This window comes from Deltaproteobacteria bacterium, assembly GCA_018668695.1.
Taxonomy (GTDB): Bacteria; Myxococcota; XYA12-FULL-58-9; order XYA12-FULL-58-9; family JABJBS01; genus JABJBS01.
Window position 1 is genome coordinate 1 of record JABJBS010000177.1, and the last position, 22749, is coordinate 22749.

At 49.3% G+C, this 22749-nt stretch carries 20 protein-coding genes; 13 read left to right on the forward strand and 7 right to left on the reverse strand.

What is annotated here, in order from left to right; all coding sequences use genetic code 11:
* Positions 1–830 (forward strand): hypothetical protein (locus HOK28_09365; protein MBT6433288.1); only part of this gene is annotated, 830 nt, incomplete at its 5' end.
* 3 nt (positions 831–833) lie between these two features.
* A complete protein-coding gene (locus HOK28_09370; GenBank protein ID MBT6433289.1) occupies positions 834–2921 on the forward strand; it encodes an alpha-amylase in 2088 nt (695 codons plus the stop codon).
* On the opposite strand, the gene HOK28_09375 is transcribed toward HOK28_09370, so the two are convergent.
* Together HOK28_09375 and HOK28_09380 are read right to left on the reverse strand one after the other, a co-directional pair.
* Positions 2896–4056: a hypothetical protein gene (locus tag HOK28_09375; GenBank protein ID MBT6433290.1), complete on the reverse strand. Its 1161-nt coding sequence runs from the start codon at positions 4054–4056 to the stop codon at positions 2896–2898. The two genes, HOK28_09370 and HOK28_09375, sit on opposite strands and share 26 nt — an antisense overlap.
* Positions 4057–4178: 122 nt before the next feature.
* A complete protein-coding gene (locus tag HOK28_09380; protein ID MBT6433291.1) occupies positions 4179–5396 on the reverse strand; it encodes a diguanylate cyclase in 1218 nt (405 codons plus the stop codon).
* A 427-nt stretch (positions 5397–5823) separates the two neighbouring features.
* On the opposite strand from HOK28_09380, the gene HOK28_09385 reads away from it, so the two are divergent.
* Together HOK28_09385 and tsaA are read left to right on the forward strand one after the other, a co-directional pair.
* On the forward strand, positions 5824–6546 hold the full coding sequence (locus HOK28_09385; GenBank protein MBT6433292.1) for an RNA methyltransferase: 723 nt from the start codon (positions 5824–5826) through the stop codon (positions 6544–6546).
* A 4-nt stretch (positions 6547–6550) separates the two neighbouring features.
* Entirely contained in the window at positions 6551–7258 is a 708-nt protein-coding gene (tsaA, locus tag HOK28_09390; protein ID MBT6433293.1) for a tRNA (N6-threonylcarbamoyladenosine(37)-N6)-methyltransferase TrmO, read from the forward strand.
* A 10-nt stretch (positions 7259–7268) separates the two neighbouring features.
* Here the strand turns inward: tsaA and HOK28_09395 are convergent, their stop codons facing one another.
* Positions 7269–8294, reverse strand: coding sequence for an AraC family transcriptional regulator (locus tag HOK28_09395; protein MBT6433294.1), 1026 nt, complete (start codon positions 8292–8294; stop codon positions 7269–7271).
* Between the two features lie 203 nt (positions 8295–8497).
* On the opposite strand from HOK28_09395, the gene HOK28_09400 reads away from it, so the two are divergent.
* Positions 8498–10363 (forward strand): NAD-dependent epimerase/dehydratase family protein, encoded by a 1866-nt coding sequence (locus tag HOK28_09400; GenBank protein ID MBT6433295.1) that lies wholly within the window; start codon positions 8498–8500, stop codon positions 10361–10363.
* Between the two features lie 16 nt (positions 10364–10379).
* The gene (locus tag HOK28_09405) at positions 10380–11564 is read left to right on the forward strand and encodes a hypothetical protein (GenBank protein ID MBT6433296.1); all 1185 of its coding nucleotides are present in this window, start codon (positions 10380–10382) and stop codon (positions 11562–11564) included.
* Positions 11565–11649: 85 nt separating this feature from the next.
* Here HOK28_09405 and HOK28_09410 read toward each other — a convergent pair whose 3' ends face one another.
* The 3 genes from HOK28_09410 to HOK28_09420 all read right to left on the reverse strand — a co-directional run bounded on the left by HOK28_09410 (position 11650) and on the right by HOK28_09420 (position 14322).
* Entirely contained in the window at positions 11650–12417 is a 768-nt protein-coding gene (locus tag HOK28_09410) for an SDR family NAD(P)-dependent oxidoreductase (GenBank protein MBT6433297.1), read from the reverse strand.
* Positions 12418–12420: 3 nt separating this feature from the next.
* Positions 12421–12912, reverse strand: coding sequence for a cupin domain-containing protein (locus tag HOK28_09415; GenBank protein ID MBT6433298.1), 492 nt, complete (start codon positions 12910–12912; stop codon positions 12421–12423).
* Between the two features lie 171 nt (positions 12913–13083).
* Complete coding sequence (locus tag HOK28_09420; protein MBT6433299.1) at positions 13084–14322, reverse strand: beta-lactamase family protein; 1239 nt, start codon at positions 14320–14322, stop codon at positions 13084–13086.
* Positions 14323–14561: 239 nt separating this feature from the next.
* Here HOK28_09420 and HOK28_09425 point away from each other — a divergent pair, with 239 nt between their 5' ends.
* The 3 genes from HOK28_09425 (at position 14562) to HOK28_09435 (ending at position 16925) form a co-directional block, all read left to right on the forward strand.
* The gene (locus tag HOK28_09425; GenBank protein ID MBT6433300.1) at positions 14562–15551 is read left to right on the forward strand and encodes an alpha/beta hydrolase; all 990 of its coding nucleotides are present in this window, start codon (positions 14562–14564) and stop codon (positions 15549–15551) included.
* Positions 15552–15665: 114 nt separating this feature from the next.
* Entirely contained in the window at positions 15666–16064 is a 399-nt protein-coding gene (locus HOK28_09430) for a hypothetical protein (protein ID MBT6433301.1), read from the forward strand.
* A 57-nt stretch (positions 16065–16121) separates the two neighbouring features.
* Positions 16122–16925: a DUF547 domain-containing protein gene (locus tag HOK28_09435; protein ID MBT6433302.1), complete on the forward strand. Its 804-nt coding sequence runs from the start codon at positions 16122–16124 to the stop codon at positions 16923–16925.
* 36 nt (positions 16926–16961) lie between these two features.
* On the opposite strand, the gene galE is transcribed toward HOK28_09435, so the two are convergent.
* Positions 16962–17936: a UDP-glucose 4-epimerase GalE gene (gene galE, locus HOK28_09440; protein ID MBT6433303.1), complete on the reverse strand. Its 975-nt coding sequence runs from the start codon at positions 17934–17936 to the stop codon at positions 16962–16964.
* A gap of 303 nt (positions 17937–18239) precedes the next feature.
* Between galE and HOK28_09445 the strand changes: the two genes are divergently transcribed.
* The 4 genes from HOK28_09445 to HOK28_09460 form a co-directional block, all read left to right on the forward strand.
* Entirely contained in the window at positions 18240–18692 is a 453-nt protein-coding gene (locus HOK28_09445; protein MBT6433304.1) for a hypothetical protein, read from the forward strand.
* A 344-nt stretch (positions 18693–19036) separates the two neighbouring features.
* Positions 19037–20143: a hypothetical protein gene (locus HOK28_09450; GenBank protein MBT6433305.1), complete on the forward strand. Its 1107-nt coding sequence runs from the start codon at positions 19037–19039 to the stop codon at positions 20141–20143.
* Entirely contained in the window at positions 20140–22362 is a 2223-nt protein-coding gene (locus HOK28_09455; protein MBT6433306.1) for a hypothetical protein, read from the forward strand. The genes HOK28_09450 and HOK28_09455 overlap by 4 nt, the downstream gene beginning before the upstream one ends.
* A 101-nt stretch (positions 22363–22463) precedes the next feature.
* Positions 22464–22749 (forward strand): YeeE/YedE family protein (locus HOK28_09460; protein ID MBT6433307.1); only part of this gene is annotated, 286 nt, incomplete at its 3' end.

The window sequence follows — 22749 nt, forward strand, 5'->3', positions numbered from 1 at the left end:
AAGTGATGGTGGAAGCGGAGAGCTTCGGGACGCGAAGTGTTGTTTACATGAATCGCCAAAGGCTTGTTGTCTCGGCCCGAGCTGAGCACCACGAGGACTTATTTGACACTGTCTCAGGTAAAGCAATCGTCTATTCGGAGTTTCATCACATTGGTGAAGGGCGAACGGTAGATGAACAACAACTCCAAGAAACTCTGCCTGCTGATTCGGGTATCCTTGTGGGTGCTGAGGTTGGTCTTTATGAAAAGGGTACTCCCAATTTTCTAAATCTCTTTATTCGATTAGGTCAAGGCTTGGCTGCCTTTGATGAACTGGGTGTTCCTTATGGGCTGAATACTGAAAAGAAGGCCACCGGAGCTCATGAAATGGTGTTGGGCCTTTCTGGGAATTGGGAGCCAAATTCGAACTGGGCGTTATTGAGCGGAGCGTACGCGCGGCAGTTTGTGGATGCCGATCCTAACATCTACGACCGAGACGATACTTGGGAAGCCGGTTTTGCCATTCGTCCAGCTTGGCAAGTGAGCGAACATTTTCAGATGGTAGCAGAACTTAATGGTCAGTACTTGCGACCTAACGGCATCGCGCAAGAGAGCGGTGAGCAGGATATGCCCTTTGTTCTTCAGGGAGCTATCGTTCCAACGATTTCACTGGGAAGGGGAAGCTTTTCCCGTCCTCAGCTCCGTTTGATTTATTCGATTTCCCACTTAAATGCAGATGCGCAGCGAACCTATGCGCCTCAAGACCCATTGCGTAGCCGCTCAGTTCAGCATTTTGTGGGCGTTGGTATCGAGTGGTGGTTAAACAGTTCACGCTACAGTGCGGGGAGATAGAAAATGATGAAGGCTATTAGATTAAAAGGCTTATTGTTGACTCTCTTATTGGTTCTTGTGGGCTGCGTAGATGTGCCAGAACCAGGCAGTGAAGTGCTTACAACACAAGTGGACGATTGGCGTGACGAGGTGATCTACCAAGTGTTGACAGATCGCTTTTCTGACGGTGATTATTCGAACAATTACCGAGTGAATATCAATGACCCATCGGCTTACCATGGTGGTGATTGGGTTGGGATCATCAATAAGCTTGATTATCTTAGTGACCTGGGTGTGACGGCGCTTTGGATTTCACCTGCAGTTAAAAACGTAGAGATGGATGCTGGATTTTCCTCATACCATGGTTACTGGACTCAGGACTTTACCAAAGCGAATCCTCACTTTGGTGATTTAACCAGCCTACGCAGGTTGGTTGATGCGGCACACGAAAAGGGTATCAAGGTGATTCTCGATATCGTCACGAATCATGTGGGCCAAGCCTTTTACTACGACATCAACAAGAATGGACAACCCGACGACGTCCTCATGGGGCAAGGTGGTGCGATAGGAAACCCACTGGAGCAAGATGAGGGAACCAGTGATTTAGTTCGGATTACCGAATGGGATCCAGATTTTGATATCACCGGCGTGCAATCTTGGACCTCTCTTGGACCGTCTGGCAATGCACCGGTTGAATTTGTGAATATGCCCGAGCTTGGGCGGGTGGCACCGTATCCGGCTATTTTTGCAGACGAGGAAGCGTACAATCGCAAAGGCCGGGTTACGGTTTGGAATTATCCGTCGACTTGTGATTGCGGGAGCGGGCGCTGCTCCTTTCAAGGATCTGAGCATTGCTCGTTGGCTCAGCTGTCCTTGGGCGCTGATGTATGCGCTTGCAATGGTGAGTCTTGTACTTGGCGTGATGACCAAGCATGCCTACGTACTCAAGAGGTTCTCGGAGACTTCCCGGGTGGTTTGAAAGATATCAAGACAACTCGCCAGGATGTGCGCGATGCGCTCTTTGAAGTGTTTGCTCGATGGATTGAGGTAAGTGATATCGATGGATTTCGAATCGATACCCTCAAGCACGTTGAACCCTCATTTTGGGAAGATTTTAGTCCACGTATTCGGGAATTTGCCAAATCAAAAGGTAAGAAAAATTTCTTCATGTTTGGCGAAGCATTCGATGGCAGTGATGAACTTCTGGGTAGCTACACTCAAGGTGAGGGTGTTGATAGCTTATTTTACTTCTCGGCCTATTATGAACTGTATCGAAATAAATTTTTGGGTGACGGTAGCCGAACCTGTGAAATTGAAAGACTGCACTGTCGCCGTCACGGTTGTGCTGCCGACCCCTGTAACGAAGGTGGCCCGATCGATGCGCTCTACAACGGAGAAGGTAAAGTCGATGGTCCCATGTCGGCAGATGGAGAACTTCTCAATTCCAGACAACTGGTCGTAAATTTTGCCTCGAACCATGACGTAGGCAGATTTCTGTATTTTATGCCGAGCACTTGGACTCCAGAAGAGAAGCAAAAGGTTCTTCATATGGGGCTTGCTTATTTAATGACGACAGATGGAATTCCATCTCTTTATTATGGTGTGGAACAACAATTTTCCGGTGGTAACGACCCGGCCAATCGCGAGACGATGTGGAACCCGTCATTTTACGACGGCAGAAGTTACCTTGATGGCGATGCAACCGTTGATTGGCAACCCTTTGACCAATCGAATCCAACTTATGTATGGCTAAAGAATTTGATTCAGCTGAGAAAAGACCAGGTTGCACTTCGGCGCGGCGCTATGCTGACACGCTGGAGTACCCAGACAGACCTTGGTGATGATCACGGTTTATATGTTTTCGAAAGACGCCATGTTGATGATGTGGTTTTGGTCGCGATGAACTTATTTCCAACCCGTGGTAGCCGTACAACCGCCGGGGGAGGCAATATGAAGGTTGGTTATGCTCCTGGAACAATTTTGCGGGACGCATTGGACCCAACCTATGAGGTGACGGTCGAAGAAGCGGGATGTTCGCCTGATGTGAATGAAGGTTGCGTGACGATCGAGGTTGCGGCTCGAAGTGTTAGGGGTCTTCTGGCTCAGCCCTGATCTTTTGCCACCAGTCACCTTGTTCTTTCACAACTGCAGGTTTGCTCCGGCTCTCGGAGGTGCATGTTGGTAAATCAATGATGACGGTCGTTCCGCCGCCTGGCGTTTTCTCGATTTGAACCTGGCCTTCAAACGTTTCTCGGACCAGACTACCCACGATATTCAAGCCAAGCCCTGTTCCACCTTCATCGTGCTGGCTGGTGAAAAATGGTGCAAATAGTCTCTCTTGCTCGAGAGCACTCATCCCGCAACCATTGTCTTGGATTCTGACCTGAAACAGATCGTTCTCGATTCGTCGAACTGAAACAATAATATGACCGCCAGCTTCCTCGTTCGGGAATGCATGCTGAAGAGAGTTGCGAACGAGGTTTGTAACGATGGTGGTAAAAGCGCCAGGATAACCCTCAACTTCAATAATATCTGGTGCATCAATCTCAAGGTTATGTCCCGATTTTTTAACATCATGGCGAAGACTGAGTGCGATGAAGTGAAGGTAGCCAGGTAAGACAAAGACGCGTCGCTCGTAGGTTGCCTGGTCAAGAGATATGGTTTTAAAACTCTCGGCAAGCTCGGCAACTCGCTTACTTTGTTGCAAGATTGTCTTTGTATGTTCTTGCATGGTTTTGAGATAATTCTGCAGCTCGTGAGGCTGGAGAGTTTGGTCGTCGAAGTGTTTTTGGATACTCGTACTTAACTCGTTCATATGCGAGGCAGCCATTACGGATAAGCCGGTTGGGCCTTTCACTTCATTAGCCATATTGGATACGAGCTTACTGATGGCTTGCGTTTTGTGTGACTGAACCAGGTTGTCTCGCAGCAGGTCACTGACCATTTGCCGAAATACGGTAGACGCCAAATCGCTCATTCGTTCGAAAGTAAAACCAATTTCAAATGGGTCTTCTCGAATCACACGACGGATCATGATTTCGGCTTCAATCATTCCCCAGATGGTATTAAAGCGAACCGTACCTTTGTTGTTGGCAGTGACTTGGCCTTTAGCAGCTTCCGAGTCAATGGTCATACGAGCCCCGCCAAGCGAGATATCGTTCAGCTGGCCCTCGAATGTTTTGTCTTGGTAAAGTAATTCACAACCAAGATTTACATTCACACGAATACTTCTACGTCGTTCTTCCATGGTGAAAGACGTCCTTATTCATCGATGTTTTACAACTTAGTACGGCACTACCCAGTTACAACTATAGAACGGAAGCAGAGCAATACTCCAGGAGTTTCAAATGGTATTCTATGTGCTTGAATTTATGCCGCTTTATCTTCTGCAACGCATGTGTCGCGTCCACGGTCTTTGGCTTGGTAGAGGCATTTATCTGCTAGGGAAACAAGCTCCCGGGGTGCCACATCGGGCCCGGGTATACATGTTGCGACGCCTACGCTTGCGGTGACGACTTTGGCAGCCCGCGAATGTCCGTGAGGAATGGAGAGCTCTCGCACCGACTCGCAAAGTGATTGACCCAGCTGAAGTGCCTCTTCGTGGGATACCCGCGGGACGAGAAGTATAAATTCTTCGCCGCCGTACCGGGCAGCTACTTCACCGGAGCGTCTGGCCATGGTTTTGAGTAGTCGTCCAAGAGAGGCAAGGCAACGGTCGCCTGCTTGGTGGCCGTAGTTGTCATTGAATGCTTTGAATTCATCCACATCTAAAAGTAGCAACGAAATGGGAGTACCATCTCGGCTGGCTCGGCGCCATTCTTCATCATACCGCTCTTGAAAATAGCGCCGGTTGGCAAGCTCCGTAAGAGAATCGGTTGTTGATAAAAGCATAAGCTGCTCACCCAAGGCCTCGAGCTGTTGTGCCTCGAGCTCGAGAAGGTGAGTTTGGAGAAAGTCTTTTCTGCGGTGTCTCTCTAAGGTGTAGGCGCAGAACATGCCCAAGACATTGATGAGTGCAAATAGGAAAACAAATCGAAAGAAGTCCATCGGTAGGCCGTCTGCTTGGTTTTGCAGATGCAGGCCTGCGATCAATGCCATTATGAAAATGATCCAACAGACAATATTGGACTGACGAAAACTTAGGCGCAGACCTGTAAAAATAAACATGACAAGTGGCAACACACCGAGAATGGTGATGTGCTCGCCGGATATCATCGTCATGCCCACCAGTGTGCTGGCGATAAAGAGTAAGACCGTGGAGAGGATTTTAAAGAGGTAAAGGTGGATCCGCGGCAGCTTGAGAAGAAAGATGCAGAAGATAATGACCGGTGACACCAGGCCATATCGAACGAGGGCAAGCTTACTAAACGCAACACCGACCATCGTCCAGTCCAGGAGTCCAAACACGCCGTAGACAATGAGTCCGAAGATAGCAGCAAAGCGGACGTGCCGTGCTGAACTCAGTGCGTGGTCGTGTTGGTAGAGTTCTTCGAGCTGGGGTTCAAAGCGAAGTCTGTTTAAGCCAGTGCGCAAGGAAATTTCTATTTCCTCAATGGTATCAATCTCTGGCTGGCTGGTCTCTTGCAAGTGGTGCTCGCTTCAAATTTTGGGGCTTTGGGTATTCATTAGCTATTGGGGCCACCTATTTACGTAAGACAAGGTGTGTCCTCAATGAACATCATCGGAGGATACCCTCAGTGTCTACTTGGGCATACCCATTGAGAGCATCTCTGGTGAAAAAAATTGTATGTATCTTAAGAAGATAACGTTGAATTCTGGCTTCAGATCAGTACGACATCGATTTCTATGGATTTCACGGCTTCAGAGGAAAGGATCTTTGTTAATCCGCCAAAATTATGGAGCAAATCTCAAGATTTAAGCGCGTAGGCGAGCTTCGGCTGGCGAAGGCGAGGTGGTAGCTTTTCGAAGGCGGAGTATTTTTCGTGCAGCCCAGTCCTTTAAAAGCACGGGTCTTCATGATTAAAGCGCGCAAAAGAGCTGACTGGAATGGCCCATGAACATTAGTTTTCTACTGGTAAAACCTGAAAATCCTGCCAACGTGGGGGCCACTGCCCGGGCCATGAAAACCATGGGCCACAGCGACCTTAGGCTGATTGCTCCGTGTGATTATCTTAATGAGCGGGGGCGAGCCTTGGCGCATGCGTCAGAGGACCTTCTGGAGTCGGCAAAAGTCTATGAGACTTACGAAGAAGCTACCGCCGATATGGATTTGGTCATTGCCACCACCGCGCGCCATCGCAGGTTGAAGTTTGACTACATTCCATCTTACGAAGTCATGGAAAAGATTCGCTCCAAAAAAGATTTGGTGAAAAATGTGTGCTTTGTCTTTGGTGGTGAGCGGGATGGCTTGGCCACAGAGTTTCTTCGCAAGGCAGATATGATTACCACCATTCCCACCGCCACCAAGTTTCCATCGCTGAATCTTTCGCAGTCGGTGATGATATTTTCCTATCTTGCGAAAAGTGAATTGGCCGTGGTGCAAACCGACGACTGGCGTATCAATGAGAATGAGCTGAAAGACTCCGACATGTCGTCCCTTAAGAAATCGATTCTGAACCTTATCGATGACTTAGGGATGAAAGATCCAACCACCATCAAACGCCAAACTACCCATGCCATTGCCAAATTGGGATACGATGATTTGTATTTGGTGCACAATCTTCGCAAGCGTATTGCCGCGCGTATCGCCAGCCTTAAATCTCTGGTGAAAGAGTAGGGTGATGGAATCCATTGGCACCATTGCATCGCCTTACAAGCAAAGGTTTGCGATTCCCCGTCAGCCGGGACTGGTCAATAGCGCGCGAGCGAAGATTTACTTGAACCCAAGTTTTTCAAAAGATGCAGTCAAAGGCATTGATGAGTTCTCCCATATTTGGGTGATTTTTAAGTTTCATGAATCACGGGGCCAGACTTTTAAGGAAGTGGTGCGTCCGCCCAAGCTTGGTGGAAAAGTCGGTCGTGGAGTATTTGCTACACGCTCGCCTTTTCGTCCCAACGATATTGGATTATCGGTGGTGAAACTTCTTGGATATGGTGAAGAGGGCAAGCAGGTTGTGCTGGAGGTTGAAGGTGGGGACTTTTTAGATGGGACACCGGTGTACGATATCAAGCCTTACGTGCCTTACGCCGATGCTTTAGAAGACGCGACAAGTGAGTGGGCGCAAAATGAGGAACCGCGCATTACAGTGAAGTGCGATGTGGAATTACTCACCTTGGGCTTTGACAACGAAGACCGTGAACGCTTCAATATGCAGGTAGAGTTCATACGAGAATGTCTGTCGCTGGACCCGCGGCCGGCGCACGAGCGCGGCATGGATGCCCGTGAGGGACAAACATGGGGCGTTATCCTTGGTGACTTTGAAGTGAAGTTTACGGTACAAGCCGGGGTTTTGATTATTACTCAGGCCTACATTGAGAACTGCGTTTGAATTAATTCAATTAAGACTGTGGTAGTGAAGAGCGATAGTTCGATGGGTTTTGCCCCTTCCATTCTTTAAACGCTCGATTGAATGAACTTTGGTCGTGATAACCCAAAAGAAAAGCGACTTCGCCTAGGCTAACGGATGAGTCGCCGAGATAGTGCTCTGCCATATCTTGTCGGAGTTCTTCGAGAACGTGAGCGAACGAAGTATCAGCTTCACTTAAGCGCCGCTGCAACGTGCGGGGATGAATCTCTAGATTTTCTGCTACATGTTTGAGCTTCACATCACCACTGGAGAGGAGTGAACTCAGGGCACGTCTTACATCGTCAACAACGCTTGGCGCTTCACTTCGAAGGGTCAAGAGCCGTTCGGCATGTTGTTGAAGCACCGGGAATAGGCTTGCATCTGCTTGCGCTACGGGCCAACCCAAGATTTCATTGCTACAGATGACAGTGTTGATGGATGCATTAAACGTAATATTGTCTCCAAATATACGTTTGAGTTCATCGGTATTCTCGGGTGCTGCATGTATGAGCGAAACCGAGTGAATGGGAATTGAGCGCTCCACAAGTCTTTCGGCAAAGATGCGTAGGCCAGCCAGTACACTCTCAGTAACATGTCGGTTGGAGTCAGCATCTTCCAGGGCATTTGCCCAGCTTAGTTCCATGGTGTCGCTATCGATATCGAGCTTGAAATGACCAAGGTTGTGAATGATTTCTTCGTAGCGGGTCACCTGGGCAAGCGCATGGCTTAAGGTGTTACAGCTCATCAAGGTGTAGCCCAGCACAGGATAAGAGGCTGGAGAGATACGTTCGCCTACGTGCAAACCAAAATCTGCATCGCCACTAAGCTTTGCCGCTGCATTAATGAGTTTTACATAGGAATCACCAGGGAATTGGTCGGGCAGGTTCTCAAGAAGTGCTGAATCTAGGTTAATAGCGTCTGCAAGTTGTGCGACAGTTACCGACATCTCGCCTGCCGTATCGATGACACGTCTTGCATAGAGCCCCGCGACAACGATTTTTTTTACCCCTTCGATCATTCACTGAGACCCTTTTAAGCTGTTGAAAATAAGGGGTTTTTTATTTTTTTTTATTGCTGTCATCATCCGGCAACTCCCTTGTCGTGATCCGGAAATACAGCTTGGACTCCCTGGCGTAAGGTCATCTCATCAACCGGGGCGCATCACACTCAATGTGAACATAGCAGAGGCCCTGGTTCAGATTCAACGCAAGGAGAAGAGCCATGACCAAGCCCGAAACAATGACCATCGACATGGATCCCCGTCAGTATATCACGAAGGTATCAGCCAAAGATGGCAGCACCATTGAAGGTGCCTATTCGCCGGAGCAACTTCTTGTGAGTGCTCACCGTGATTATCACCCCGCAGACGTGACGGCGCGTATGGCCATGAGTCAGTTGGTTGATTTTACCGGCGATGAAGGCTGGGTAAAGAAGGTGATGAAACGAACCCGGCGTTTGGGGCATCGTTCCATTGGAACCATGGCAAGTGTTCTTCCTTTTAGCTCTCCTGAGAAAATGGCGATGACTATGTGGGGACTTAAAGACCGCAACTATCGCTTTGAGTTTGAAAAGGTTGAGATGGAGCAAGATATCCATATGGGTATTGTTGAAAAGCTCCAAGCCGCGGGCGCTGCTCAATTGAGCAAGGTTCAGGCAATTGGCGGAATTCGCATTTTACTAACCGGCGGTACAGGGTTTCTGGGTCAGGAAATCATTACTCAGGTAGCACAAGATACATCGATTCAAGAAATTGCCATTGTGATTCGTCCGAAGGTGATTCGAGATCGCAGGACCAAAGAAGTTGTTACGGTTATTAGCCCCAGCGAGCGTGGCTTTAAGCTTCTCGATGACTTGGGTATTCAGGATGCACAAGAGCGAAGTCGTTTTCGCTTTATCGCAGGTGATATTGAAAGACCTCTTTTCGGTATTGAATCCAGCCAATTCGATGTGCTTCGCAGCACCATTACCCATGTGATTCATTGCGCAGCAAGTGTGTCCTTTGATGCGACTTATGAAGACTCTTTTAAGGCCAATGTTCTCGGGAGCCGTAATGCTTTGTCTTTCTCGCTCTTGCTTCAAGAGTCTGAGGAATCGGCCTTTGTAAGTCATATCAGTATTGAGACTTCATATATTCACGGACGTCAGCAAGAAGCAGTGGCCAGAGAAGATGAACTTCAATTTCCAAACAATTTTTACAATAACCACTATGAGCTGACGAAAGCCATGGCCTCAATTGAGACCGAGCGATTTATGTATCAAGCCGGTTTAAGAGTGGTTCAGCTTTGTCCCTCTATTGTTATTGGTGATTCCAAGACAGGTAGAAACTATGGGGACCTAAAGGTTGTGAATGCACCTGTGAATGCTTTTGGCCGTGCCCACCAGGCATTGAGTGGTGAAGGTGGAAGCCTAGAAGACCGTGTTCTAGGTTGGGGCATTGCTCAGCTGGCTTGTATCTTTCCTGGAGACCCTCGGGCAAAGCTTAACCTGGTACCGGTCGACCGTGTTGCTGAAGGAATTGTTGCAGCGCTTAAACGTCCGCAAGCCATTGGCAGCCGGGTTCACCTTGCTACAGACAATTATATCACTTCACGGGATATGCGGGATATCTGTGCTGATGAGATTGGTGTGAATATTCGTCTTGCAGAGCCAACGATGCATCGAAATCTTACGCTTCCGATTATGACGAGGCTACTTGAACTTTGTAATCAAGATAAACTTTCCAATGCTCTTTATAAGCTGGGCACAATCTTTGGTGGTTACAGTGAGTGGGGACAGCCTATCCACGAAGTAGGTAACGACCATTTTGTTTTAGGGCTCAGTGAAGAGCGCCCCGATACAGAGTTGGCGTTTCGTATGCTCTGTCGTCATAACAATTATGTTCAAGATTTTGGTCAGGTGCGTGATGCTACTGAAGTAGCTCGACGTGAGCGTGTTTGGGATGCAGCAGTTGCCTGCATTGAAGAAGACAGTGGCCTGGTACCAGCGACGATGTCTCCGAAGAGATTTAAGGCAGCTCTCACGCACTATGTAGACATGGATCGGTTTGAATTTCGCGCTCAAAGCAACGCGGCTCGCCTGGCTGCTTAACAAAGGAGTTGATGACATGATGCAAGTAGCTCGAAAAAGACCAGTAGCAGGTTTTAAAGAGGATCCGATGGATCAAGCGCTGGATCCGGCTTATGCCTTTCGCGTGACGAGCCGGATTATGAAGCGACTCAATGAGAGTTACTTCCGGTCGCGTTTTGTTGGGTTTGAAAAATCCATTCGCGGCAGCCGAGCAGGTGCTCCTGTTATTTATGCAAGCAATCATTCCGGTATGGCATTCCCCTGGGACGGTATGGCTTTAGCGGCAGGAGTATTTGAGCAAAGTGGTTATCAGCTCAAAGATGCTATGCGACCCATTGCATCACCCTTGTTGTCCAAACACCGCGCCATGAGCCCGTTTATGGTGAAGGATTTTTGGCGGCGCCAAGGAGCCATTGATGCCACCATGGAAAACTTTCGCGAGAGCATGAATGATGATGGTGTAAATCTATTAATTTACCCCGAGGGCATTGGTGGAATCGGTAAAGGTTTTAATCGTCGATACGAAGTTCAGCGTATTTCAACATCCATGGTCCGGATGAGTATTGAACACAAAGCCGATATTGTTTTGGTGGCAACAGTGGGCGGTGAATATATCAATCCACTGAGTTATAGTTTCGATACCATCAATGGGTTGGCGCAAAAGCTGGGTGTGCCTTTTGTGCCGATTGGGCCAAGCCTGGGATTTGTTGTGGCACAGCCCTGGATGACCTGGTTTGCATTTCCTGCCAAATTAACATTCGTGCGCGGACAAACGTTTAAGCCTTATGAAATGGTGGGCGATAGGGCGCTTGATGAAGTTACGGAGCGTGAGATTCAAGACATACGAGATAAGATTCACGAGGCCATGCAGGAAGAATTAGATGAAGCGGTGGCCTCTTATGGAGAGAAACCTTTTGATGTGGAAGAGCTTGGAAGAGCGATGCTCGATAACGTTAAAGAGCTTCATCTTTTCTTTCCGGTCTTTTGGCCACTGCTTTTTTGGGAGACGGAACAACATAACCGCGAACATCCCGAAATGCAGATTGCAAAGTCAGGCTTCGCTCATCAGGCGCAGGCTATCTTGGATACTGTCGCTGCCCGTGAAGCAGAAGCACGACCAACTTTAGGCTCGCTTATCAAAACGATTACAGAGTCACCGTCTATTTTAAGTTTGTATTTTCCTGGGGTGGGGCTTTGGAAAATGCTTCGCGGCGAGCTTTAGTTGATATAAACTCAATGGAGCATTTGGAAAACGAAAAAAAGAGCACCCGTGAGGCGCTCTTTTAGATTCTCTATTTAGTTTTGACTCACTTCGGTGCCAGACGAAGCGCGCCGTCGATGCGTACCGTTTCGCCATTCATGTAGCTGTTTTGCACCATGTGTTCCACCAGGTGGGCATACTGGGCTGGGTCGCCAAGAAGCTTTGGAAATGGAATGCCGTTGGCGATTGCCTGACGGATTTCTTCCGGAAGCATGCCGAGCATCGGGGTATCAAAAGTTCCGGGAGCAATGGTCAATACGCGAATACCAGCAACCGCAAGGTCACGGGCAATCGGCAAAGTCATACCCACAACGCCGCCTTTCGATGCGCTGTAAGCTGCTTGACCAATTTGGCCTTCGTAAGCGGCAACCGATGCGGTGTTGATGATCACGCCGCGCTCGTTGGCTTCAAGTGGGTCATTCTTGGACATAGCGGCTGCCGCCAAACGAATCACGTTGAAGGTACCAATCAGGTTCACTTCGATGGTTTTCTTAAACACATCTAAGTCGTGGGCAGTACCATCGCGGTTGATGGTACGGCCAATAGAACCGATACCCGCGCAGTTAACAGCAATACGCAGAGGCGCCATGGCTTCTGCCGCAGCAATGGCTGCGCTTACATCATCTGGTGAGGCTACGTTGGTTTTCATAAACTTGACGCTCTCGCCAAGCTCATCTTCCATGGCTTTACCTTTTTCTTCGTTAAGGTCCATCATCACCACGCGAGCGCCGCCAGCGACAAGCCTACGTGTGGTAGCTTCGCCGAGGCCGGAAACACCGCCGGATACTATTGCAGATACATCTTGAATAATCATGGTTTACTCTCCCAGGTGAGGTTGTGAAGGTTGAACGATAGGGGCTTTGGTAAAACGCTGCTCCGGGCCAGGGGCCACATAAACTTGAACAGCTTTGACTGGAGTGTCAGAGGCAACTTTAGCAGAATGGTTAGCCCCAAGCGGGATGTGTATGGCATCGCCAGCGACCGCAGAAATAGCGGTACCATTGATGGTCATATCCATTTTGCCTTCGAGCATATAAAGTATTTCTGCACTTTCTGGATGGTTGTGCAGTGGAACAGCGGCTCCGGGTTGCAAAGTGAGAACCGATAGGGCGGCCAAGTTGCTGGCGTTGGTCTTGTTTAAGAATAGCTGAGCCAGAACTTTCCCGCCCGCAACGCTGTGTATAGGGGCTTCGCTGCCTTTGACGACGTAGGGTCCGGTGTCTGCGGGTGCTTTGAGATCTAAGTGCGAGCCGTGCTGACATGCCATCAAAGACAATGCAGCCGCCAGTATCACCATTCGCTTTTTCAAGGCGTCACTCCAGGTTGTAAAAGCCTAGCTTCAAGCTTTCTGCGGGAACCTACTGCGAAGACATAGAAAAGTTCAAGAAACGAATCGTCACGTTATTTTACCGCTCGTTATCAAAGGGTATGAGAGCATGAATAGATAGGATGCTTGAATGGTGAGAAAGCTCTAAGGTATTTAAATCTTTGGTATTTTTGTTGATATGATCCGCATCACATTGAGCCAGCGAAGCAATTTAATCGTTAGAAAAGGCTTGCCGGTATTCATGAAAGCAACGCTGATATCCCGTTCGGGGTCTGCGTAGGCAAGGACATTGGTGAAGCCAAGGTGCCCAAATGCACGGGGTGTACCCATGCCATAAAAGCTTAAGTAGTCACCGCCGAGCATAAAACCCATGCTGTAACGAACCGGCATCATCAATGTTGTATCGACTTCTAGGTAACTGGTTTCAGCCACCGCCCGCCGTACTGTTTTTCTATCAAAAATTTGGACGCCGTCGAGGGTACCCTCACGGAGTAAGAGCTCGAAGAATCTGCAGGCTTCGTTTGCGGTACCGATAACATTTCCTGAGGGAACCTGCGCGGTGAGGAAGCGTGAGTCATTCGAGAGTCTTACCGCTTCACGTATATCTACACCCAACGAACGTTCAAGCAGCGCCGACATCGGAAATGCTGGTGGTGGACCCGTATAAGCATGCTCGCCCACTTCATGAAGCCGCTCTGGAGGGACGCCGTAGTTGAGAGCATCGAAACCCAATGGATCGAGAATCTCACTTTGCAAAAACTCACGGGGATCTTTACCGGTAATACGGTGAATGATTTCCCCGAGGATAAAGCCGCCCGTCACTGCGTGGTATGCAAGCCATCGGCCGGGACGCAAGGTTGGTGGGGTTTCAACAATGAGCTTGAGTACCGCCTCACGGTTCGTGAGAATATCCAACGGGTCCTGGGCACCCGGGTTATTCGGGATACCCGAACGGTGGGTGAGGACATGGCGAATTGTAATGTGACGTTTACTGTCTGTTCCAAACTCTGGAATGTATTCTTCAACGGCATCGTCTAAGTGCAGTTGTCCACGCTCATTTAAGAGGTGGATGAGCATGGCCGTGAGGACCTTCGAGGCTGAGAATAGGTTGAAAAGTGAGTCGGGTGTAGCGAGGACTTTTTCTTTTCGAGGACCGTCGCCCGGCGCATTGCCACGGATGTGTCCAATCGTTCTGTTCATGACGATTTGGCCATGGCGCCGTATGCAAATCGCAAGTGCTGGGTGTAAGCCCGTGTTGTAGAGTCCTACAATGGACTTCCAAATGGCCTCCACGCTGTCGCGCTCCAGTCCTGCAAGGGACGGGTTGACCTCATTTTCGCCATAAGTGGTCACATCGGCTGGGTTATAAACTTTTATGTTTTTGGAAAGCATGGGTCTAATTACGTACTCTCGGCTTCACCGTTAATATTATAAGTTATTGAATTTTAAGAGCTATTTGTTTCTGATGCAATGGCTCTAATCAATGCACTGTGTCATCTCGGCCCCGAATAACATACGCGGTGCGTTACGTTTGTAATTTCTTTGTCAGTCAGGTGTTATAGAGTCCTGGAAAGCATCATCAGGGGGTTCTGAATAGACGCTTTGAATCTCAGTGCGATGGGGAGCCGTAAATGCTTAGTGTCATTGATTTTACCGGAGAATCGCAGCAGCCGAGCCCGTTTGAGGCGCTTAGGCAGTGGTGTAACGATTTTATGCGGCATTATCAGCACCGCAGTAGCATGACCTCGGTCTTTGAGAAGGGAATGGTGCGATTTCTGCGCGTTCGCGGTTTTATGAGCCACTTTGTACCGACTAGAAGCGGGATGATCCACGTGATGACGGGTGCAGGGGGCGGCGATATGGCACCGGTGGTGCTTTTTCACGGCCTTGCCTCATGTGGTGCTCACTACACGCCTATGATGCGTCACCTCCGCAAAGAGGTCCGCGAGATTATACTCCCTGATGCACCCGGGCATGGACAAAGTTCAACTCCCCCTGATGACCAAAGCCATGAAGTATTTCAAGAGTCGCTCAATAAGGCAGTGGCTTCTCTGATCACGGAACCCGCCGTCATTTTTGGCAACTCTATGGGGGGATTTCTGGGGATTCGGTTTGCGCTGGCCCACCCAGATAAGGTTCGCGCACTGATTCTATGCTCTCCCGGGGGAGCGGCGATGAGTCAGCCCGAGCTTGATTCATTCTTGGAACTGTTCCGAATGAAATCGCACAAAGACTCGCTCGATTTTCTCAACCGGGCCTTTGGAAAAGTACCGCCGTTTCGTCATTTGGTGGCCAGGCGTGTGCGTCATCGATTTTCGAGCAAGATACTCCAACAGAGATTAGACAGTTTAAAGTCTGAAGATTTGCTGAGCCCTGAAGAACTCCAACAACTCAAGGTCCCGGTTGTTCTGATTTGGGGGCAGGAAGACGGCATTTTGCCACAGCAATGTCTCGATTTCTTTCAGGAGCACTTGCCGGATAATACGCGGGTGATTGAGCCATCGGAGTATGGTCACGCGCCTTTCGTGCGACACGCTAAATCCTTGGCCGGGCATATCGTAGATTTGTTGGCAGAATTACGGATGGAGAGCAGCTGGAAGGCCCATTGGTTCGACTCTTAAGCTTCTCTCAAGCTCCGCTTCAAACTCGTTGATTCGGTTACAATTGTGTTCATAATTGGTCACAAAGTTGTACTTTCTTGCGTCTCTGATATGCGAGACTAAAAGGTGAGGACAATGGCTAAAGCATTATTGACTGAAACAGTAGAGAAATTAGGTACCGAACTCCAGTGGGGCTGGGATGAGCGCTGGAACAGCGCACTGATGGTCCTTCAGGGTGAAGAAGGTCAAGCATTTTTGCTCAAGTTAGCTGATGTGTTTGGCACTATGTGGACTCATGAAAACATCGCGACCGCTGACCAAGGTGTGCAAGATTTGGCACAAAATATGGGCGGACTGCGAGCCGGTCAAAAGCTTTATGCTACCGCTATCGAAGACGGCGCTATTATGTACGCTGCGAGTTGGCCTTGGGTAGGGAATAGTCATTTGTCGATTCGAATCGGTATTTATGGCGGTGACCATCACTTGAGTGTGCGTACCATTTTTGCTCCCGATTCTCTCAAGCCGAAGTCTTAGTTTTATAGCATTGCTCCCTAGCCTATGTGTTTTGCCAGCTTGCAAAGACAACCTGTCATGTTTAAGCATTTTCTTCTCTATATTCTTGTCATCTTTATTACCTTGGTGAACTTGCATGCCCCGCTTGCAGCAAGTTCCAAGAGTGAAAACTGCCAAACTCAATTGGTATCTCATGATGATTGGAATGTGCTCCTAAATCGCTATGTCAAAGATGGTTTTGTTGATTATCGTTCGTGGCACGCAATCTCCGAGGATAGGGTAATATTAACGAATTACCTCTCTGGGTTAGCAGGCTATTGTAAGCCGGCCTTCGAGCTATTGCCCGCAGCCTCGCGTCTGGCTTTTACTCTTAACCTCTATAATGCCGCCGTTATTGATTTGGTGCTTAAAAATTATCCTCTCAATTCAATCAACGACATCGATGATAAAGTCTTTAATAAGCCGATAATGAAATTAGAATGGCTGGATTCCAAGAGCGTGAGTCTTAATGCTTTAGAGAATGAAATCATTAGGCCAACGTTTAAAGACCCGCGAATTCATTTTGCTTTGGTCTGTGCAGCCGTGAGTTGTCCGCGACTTTTGAACCAGGCTTACAGCCCCGCCAAAGTGGACAAGCAGCTGGAAGCGCAGACAAACAATTTTTTCCGCGACCGCTTACAAGTTGATTATTCTCAAAAAGGTAATGTCTTAAAGGTTTCTAAGATTTTTGAATGGTATCGCCAAGATTTCGAGATAGCAGCGGGCAGCCTGAACAACTACCTCAAAAGAGAACTTCAAAAAGTGCAGAAATCGCCGTCTCGCAAAGAGGCCGAGATTCAGTTTTTTGAATACTCTTGGAAACTCAATCAATCGCGCAAGTAAGATGTCTAAGAGACACTCTGGTTTATGGGGCGGTTGTTATTGATTTCGATAGGTGTCGAGCATCGACTTCACGAGAGTCTCTACATTGCTGTGTTTCGGAACCCATCCCAATACATCTTTGGCAAGAGATGCGTCGGCAAGAACGATAGCTGGGTCGCCAGCTCGGCGTGGCCCAATTTCTACTTTGAAATCTACGCCCGATAGTTTTTTCGTGGCCTCTAGAATTTCTAAAACACTGATGCCGTTGGACGTTCCCAAGTTTAAGACAAGATCTTCATCCTGCGACGCGATATGTTCAAGTGCTTGAACATGTGCCTGGGCAAGGTCGGTTACGTGAATATAGTCTCTTATGCAGGTGCCGTCGTCAGTGTCGTAGTCGTCTCCAAATACGACTACTTTTTCTCGGGTTCCCATCACCACTTCCATGACAATCGGCATCAAGTTTCCTGGCTCTTTTTCGAGCCCTTTGATTTTTCCCGTTGGGTCATAACCGGCGGCATTGAAGTAACGAAGGCTGGCAAAACGCATGGACTTGAGTTGGCTATACCAATGCAGCAACCCCTCAATGGCGAGCTTAGTGTGCCCATAAAAGTTCATGGGCGCCGTTGGGTGACTCTCGTTCATCGGAACATATTTCGGCTCGCCGTAGACCGCAGCACTTGACGAAAAGACAAAGGACCGGATGTTGGCGTTGATACAGGCGTTCAAAAGGTTGACGGAACCGCTTAGGTTTTGTGTAGCAAAACGCCCAGGGTCGGTCATTGATTCACCGGCAGCCTTCAAGGCGGCGAGATGTATCACGGCATCGATGTTGACAGTGGCCGCTTCTAGCGCAGGTGCGTCTAGAATGTCGCCCTCGATGAATTCTGAACCAGGTAGGATGTTCTCTTTGTGTCCAGTGCTGAGATTGTCGAATACCACTGGTTGATGATCGGCAGTTAGAAGCGCCTCACAAACGTGGCTGCCAATATATCCAGCACCGCCCACAACCAAAACCCGCTTTTTATTCATAGCTACAATCTCCTCAGTATTGGGCCTTTGAGCCCGGGGGCCTTGTCGGCGCTTCTTGGACAACTGTCAATATGGAATTTTCGGGGTTTTTTAAGCTGAGCGGACTTCTGGAATGTTGCTTTGGCGTGGCCAAAACCCCCGTTATTTCAACGTTTTATGAAGTGTCTGCTCCGTTAGGATCGGCTGGCCGCGATGCGTCTAAGTTATTGATTATAATGGTGGTTGTCAGCTCTTACGTAGTGAGCTAGGCATACCCGGGAGTTCTACGGCTCAGCCCACAAACCTTAAGAAGGCGTTTTTTAAATGAAGAGAATCTTATTTTTAGCGGTGGCAGTTTTCTGTCTGTCGAGCTGCGGGGTCGATCCCAATGCGAATGCAGATGGCGACTGTATGACCGATGCACAAGAATTGGAGTTGGGTACGGATCCCGACAAAGCAGATGCAGATGCTGATGCTGATACGATAAGCGACTGCGATGAGTACGCTCTGGGTACCAACCCAATGGCTGCAGACTCAGACGGCGACGGAACCAACGATGCGGACGAAGTAACATGTCTTAGTGATCCAATGGATGCAGCTGAAACTTGCTACAAGTGTGGGTGGAAGCGAAACGACCCAGGTCGCTTGGCTTCTACCGGAGCAGGTATTGGTGATTTGATGGCCAACGTTCAAATGACTGACCAATGCGGCGACATGGTCTCGATTTGGGATTTTTATGGCGAATATCATATTCTGTATATGACGGCCGCATGGTGACAAGGCTGTACTGTCGAGGCAGGTCGTCTCGAGAATGCACAGCAGGAATTTATTCAAGAAACTGGTTTAGGATTTAGCTTTCTCTTCGCTCTATACGAAGGTAGCACGGGGCTGGCAGCAACTGCGCAGGATGTAAGTGCATACGCGCGTCAGGTGGGTATTTCTAGCTTTCCTGTGTTTGCTGATGGCGGACGAAATTATGCGGGAGCTACACCGATGACTCAGGAAGTTCACCCTGAAATGTGTGCCGTTTCTCCGGAAATGCGCATTATTTCTTGTTACTCCGGGCACGGTGGGTACGTGAATGCGCTCAATGATATTAGGGCGCACGCAGGACTCTAAGAATGAAGACAGGGCTCACTCATAGAATCCTTATTGCAGGATTCACACTTGGGTTGAGCCTTGCTTTCACGGCTTGCACAACAGCAGGCCCTGAAGAGAATCTGGACGATGGTTCCGTGCCGGTGGACGTCTCACCGGTACCGGACGAACCAGAGCCTACGGAAGAACCTTGTGTGAATACATTCACACTTCAAGACACGGTACCGGCGGTACTCAGCGAGGCCGGGCTTTATGATAATATTATCGACAAAAGCATCCATCCTTTGGTGAAGTCTTTCACGCCTCGCTTTCAGCTCTGGTCGGATGGTGCGGAGAAAGCGCGCTGGGTTTATCTGCCAGAATGTGATCCGGTGATTAATACTCAAGACATGAATGATTGGTCCTTACCCGTTGGGACCAGGCTTTTTAAAGAGTTTGCGATAGATGGTGTGAAGGTCGAAACACGATTGATTGAGCGTTTTGGAGTGGGACCACGAGACTTTCGATACGCCAGTTATCTTTGGGACGATGATGAAAGCGATGCGCGCTTGGTTGCACCCGAAGGGTTGGTCAACGCCAAGGGGACTCAACACGATGTTCCAAGCTTAGTCGCTTGCAGACGTTGCCATGGCGATTATGCTTATGGTGGTGGCCGTCCATCTCGGGCCCTTGGTTTCGGCGCGATACAGCTCAATCACGATGCAGCAGGTTTCACTTTGGCCCAGGCAGCAGAGCAGGGTTACTTAAGCACGGAGCCTCCAGAATTTACTCTTCCTGGCGATACGACCACTCAAGATGCACTGGGCTATCTGCACGTGAATTGCGGCGGTTGTCACAACAGTTCAGCTGATGGTCTACCGCAAGTAAACATGAATCTTTGGTGGGATATTGAAGCAACAACTTTAGAGGTAACGGGCGCTTATCAAACAGCAATTGGGCAGCCCTCTCAAATTTTTAATGATCAACATGTTGGCGGCAGAATCGTAGCCGGTGATGTGGAGTCCAGCGCTGTTTATTACCGGATGTCGCAGCGTGGCAACAATGCACAGATGCCTCCCGTGGGAAGTGAAGTGGTTGATACACAAGGCCTCGCGATTATCAGAAGCTGGATTGAGGGTTTGGAACCATGATGATGGCAAACCGCTTTTCGTGTTTACTGGCTGCATTTTTGGTTCTCAGCCTCTGTGCATGCAGCTCTTTGATTGAGGAGCCTGAATCGGTACAGGTGCCAACGGATTTAAGTGATGGTGAAGAGTCCACGGAGATCGAGGAAACGAACGAGCCCAGCGAGTTTGAGATAACCGGGGTTGTTGTGGATGATGACCAAGTGCCCGTCGCTGACGCGATGGTGATGCAAGGTGGCCGGGCCGAGGCCATGGTGCTTACCGAAGAAGACGGTACCTTCACATTACCCATGGTGAATCCTGGTTATGGCATCGTCACTGTAGTTGCGAGTAAGTTGGGTTTTCGAGCAACCGGGCTTGAGTTTATGAGTGATGGTCTTGATGTCACCTTAACCATTCGTGAACTCAAGGGCCCCGACAATGAAGAGTATATTTTTGAAGAACCGGGCGACGGTATCGAGGACATGCGTGAGGATTGTTCGCATTGTCATACTAAGTTCGTAAGCGAGTTTCTCAGTTCGAAACATGCCGAAGCAGGTAAGAACCCGCTCCTTCACGATATTTACGCTGGGGTAAACCGCTCGATGGTGAACCAAGTTGATTGCGAAGCTGCTGGAGGTAGCTGGTTGCAAGGCAAAGAGCCGGGTACAGACTCTACCTTAATGATGCGATGCTACTTGGGCGGCGGTGTTCTATCCGATCTCAACATGTCTTGTGGTGGCCCCGGCGAATTGAGCTGTGATGACCCCGGACTCTCAGCTGAAAATAAGCCGAGTGCGTTTGGCGCATGTGCTGACTGTCATGCTCCCGGTATCAATGGGCAATTAGGCGACCGAGATTTAGGGGATGCAGTAGGGCTAGCCTACGAAAAAGGTGTGCATTGTGATGTGTGCCATAAGGTTGCCGACATCGACATGAGCAAACCTCCAGGTGTTGGGAAGCGGCTGGTGATGGGAAGACCGAGTGAGCCTGGGCGCAATACCTTTGTTTGGGATCCGGTTTACTATGGTCCTCTGCCAGATGTTCCAAACGTGGCGATGGGCGGAAGCTATCAACCGAAGTTTAATCAGGCTGTTTTTTGTGCGGGATGCCATGAACAAAATCAAGCGGCTTTGATTCCGGGTGAAGAGCTTGCTGCGGATAAGTTTCCCGATGGTCTGCCGATTCATACAACATATTCTGAGTGGCAGGCGGGACCCTACAATTCCGAGGCAACACCATGCCAATTTTGCCATATGCCAGAGACCCATGGCGCGACAAACGCTACAAACCTTGCGACTCGTGAGAATCAATCCGCCACCTTTGGTTTCGAGCGCGATCCATCCGATGTGAGGAGTCACATTTTTCGCGGTCCACTCCAGGGTGAAGAGCGACTGATCGACGAGGCTCTTTATGTAAGTGTGAAGCTCGAGGAGGCTCCTGGAGTTGTGGAAGCTTCCGTGAGCGTCGCGAATGTTGGTTGCGGTCACGCAGTACCTACCGGCGAGCCTATGCGCGCTCTGGTGATGGTTGTGGAGGCAGATGGAGATAACTGTGCTGAACTTACGGCTATCGGCGGTATGACCGTCCAAGAGGCCGGTGGTACCTATCTTAAGGGAGTGGTTGGTCAAGGCGTTAGCTTTGAGCAGACTGCGGTAAGCTGGCCAGCTGCGGGAGAAGCGATGGCTGGAATGGTGGTTCGTGCTGTTCGACCGACGGGCGTTTTCGATGATTATGCAGCGACCGGGTATTTCGCCCGAAGCACGATGAGCGCTCAAGATAAGGGTCTCGAAATCATGGCACCTATAGGCTCGGCCACGGTTGTTGTTGCAGAGAATGGTTCACTTACACTAGACAGAGTATTGGCCCTCCAAGCGGCTGATGTTGTTTATTTAGGTGATGGTTGGACAGGTGAAGAAATCGATGGCGCGTCTTCGAAGCCTCTAGCCGGGCTTGCGGGTTATACTTTCGCTAAAGTGTTAACCGACAGTTCAGGAAACTTACAAGTTCCTCATTATAAAGCAGTCGATATGCTTCGGGACAACCGCATTGGTCCGGGGGCTCGCGCGATAACCCACCATAGTTTTGAGGTGCCCGCAGGCTGCGAGACCGGCACGATACGAGCCAGAGTCTTATACCGTCCTATTCCAGTTGCTCAGGCTGCTTTACGTGGCTGGACGGCACGGGACTACATCATCGCCAGTGGCTCAGCCAGGTTTGGTGAAGAACAAACTGCCGAAGAGTAACCTTGTTTACTCACACCCATTTTATCACTGGCAAAAACTCACCTGATATAGCTATTCTCTCTAAACCCTTGGATGTGGTTGGCCTTTAAGGAGTCTACAGAGTGTACATCGATTCTCAATCCATCATTTACGCCATCATAGGAGGCGGTTTGATTGGGCTTTCTGCCTCGATGCTGCTTGCCCTTAACGGTCATGTTGCGGGAATCAGTGCAATCGTTGGGACTTTTATAAAGCCCAAAGGACGAGAGCTGGGGTGGCGCATTACTTTTGTCGCTGGGCTCTTAGTGGGCGGCTTGGCCTGTTCCTTATTTAACCCGCAATGTGTCCGTGGTCCCGTAGACCGGTCTCTCATTGATTTAGTATTGGCAGGCCTCTTGGTGGGTTTTG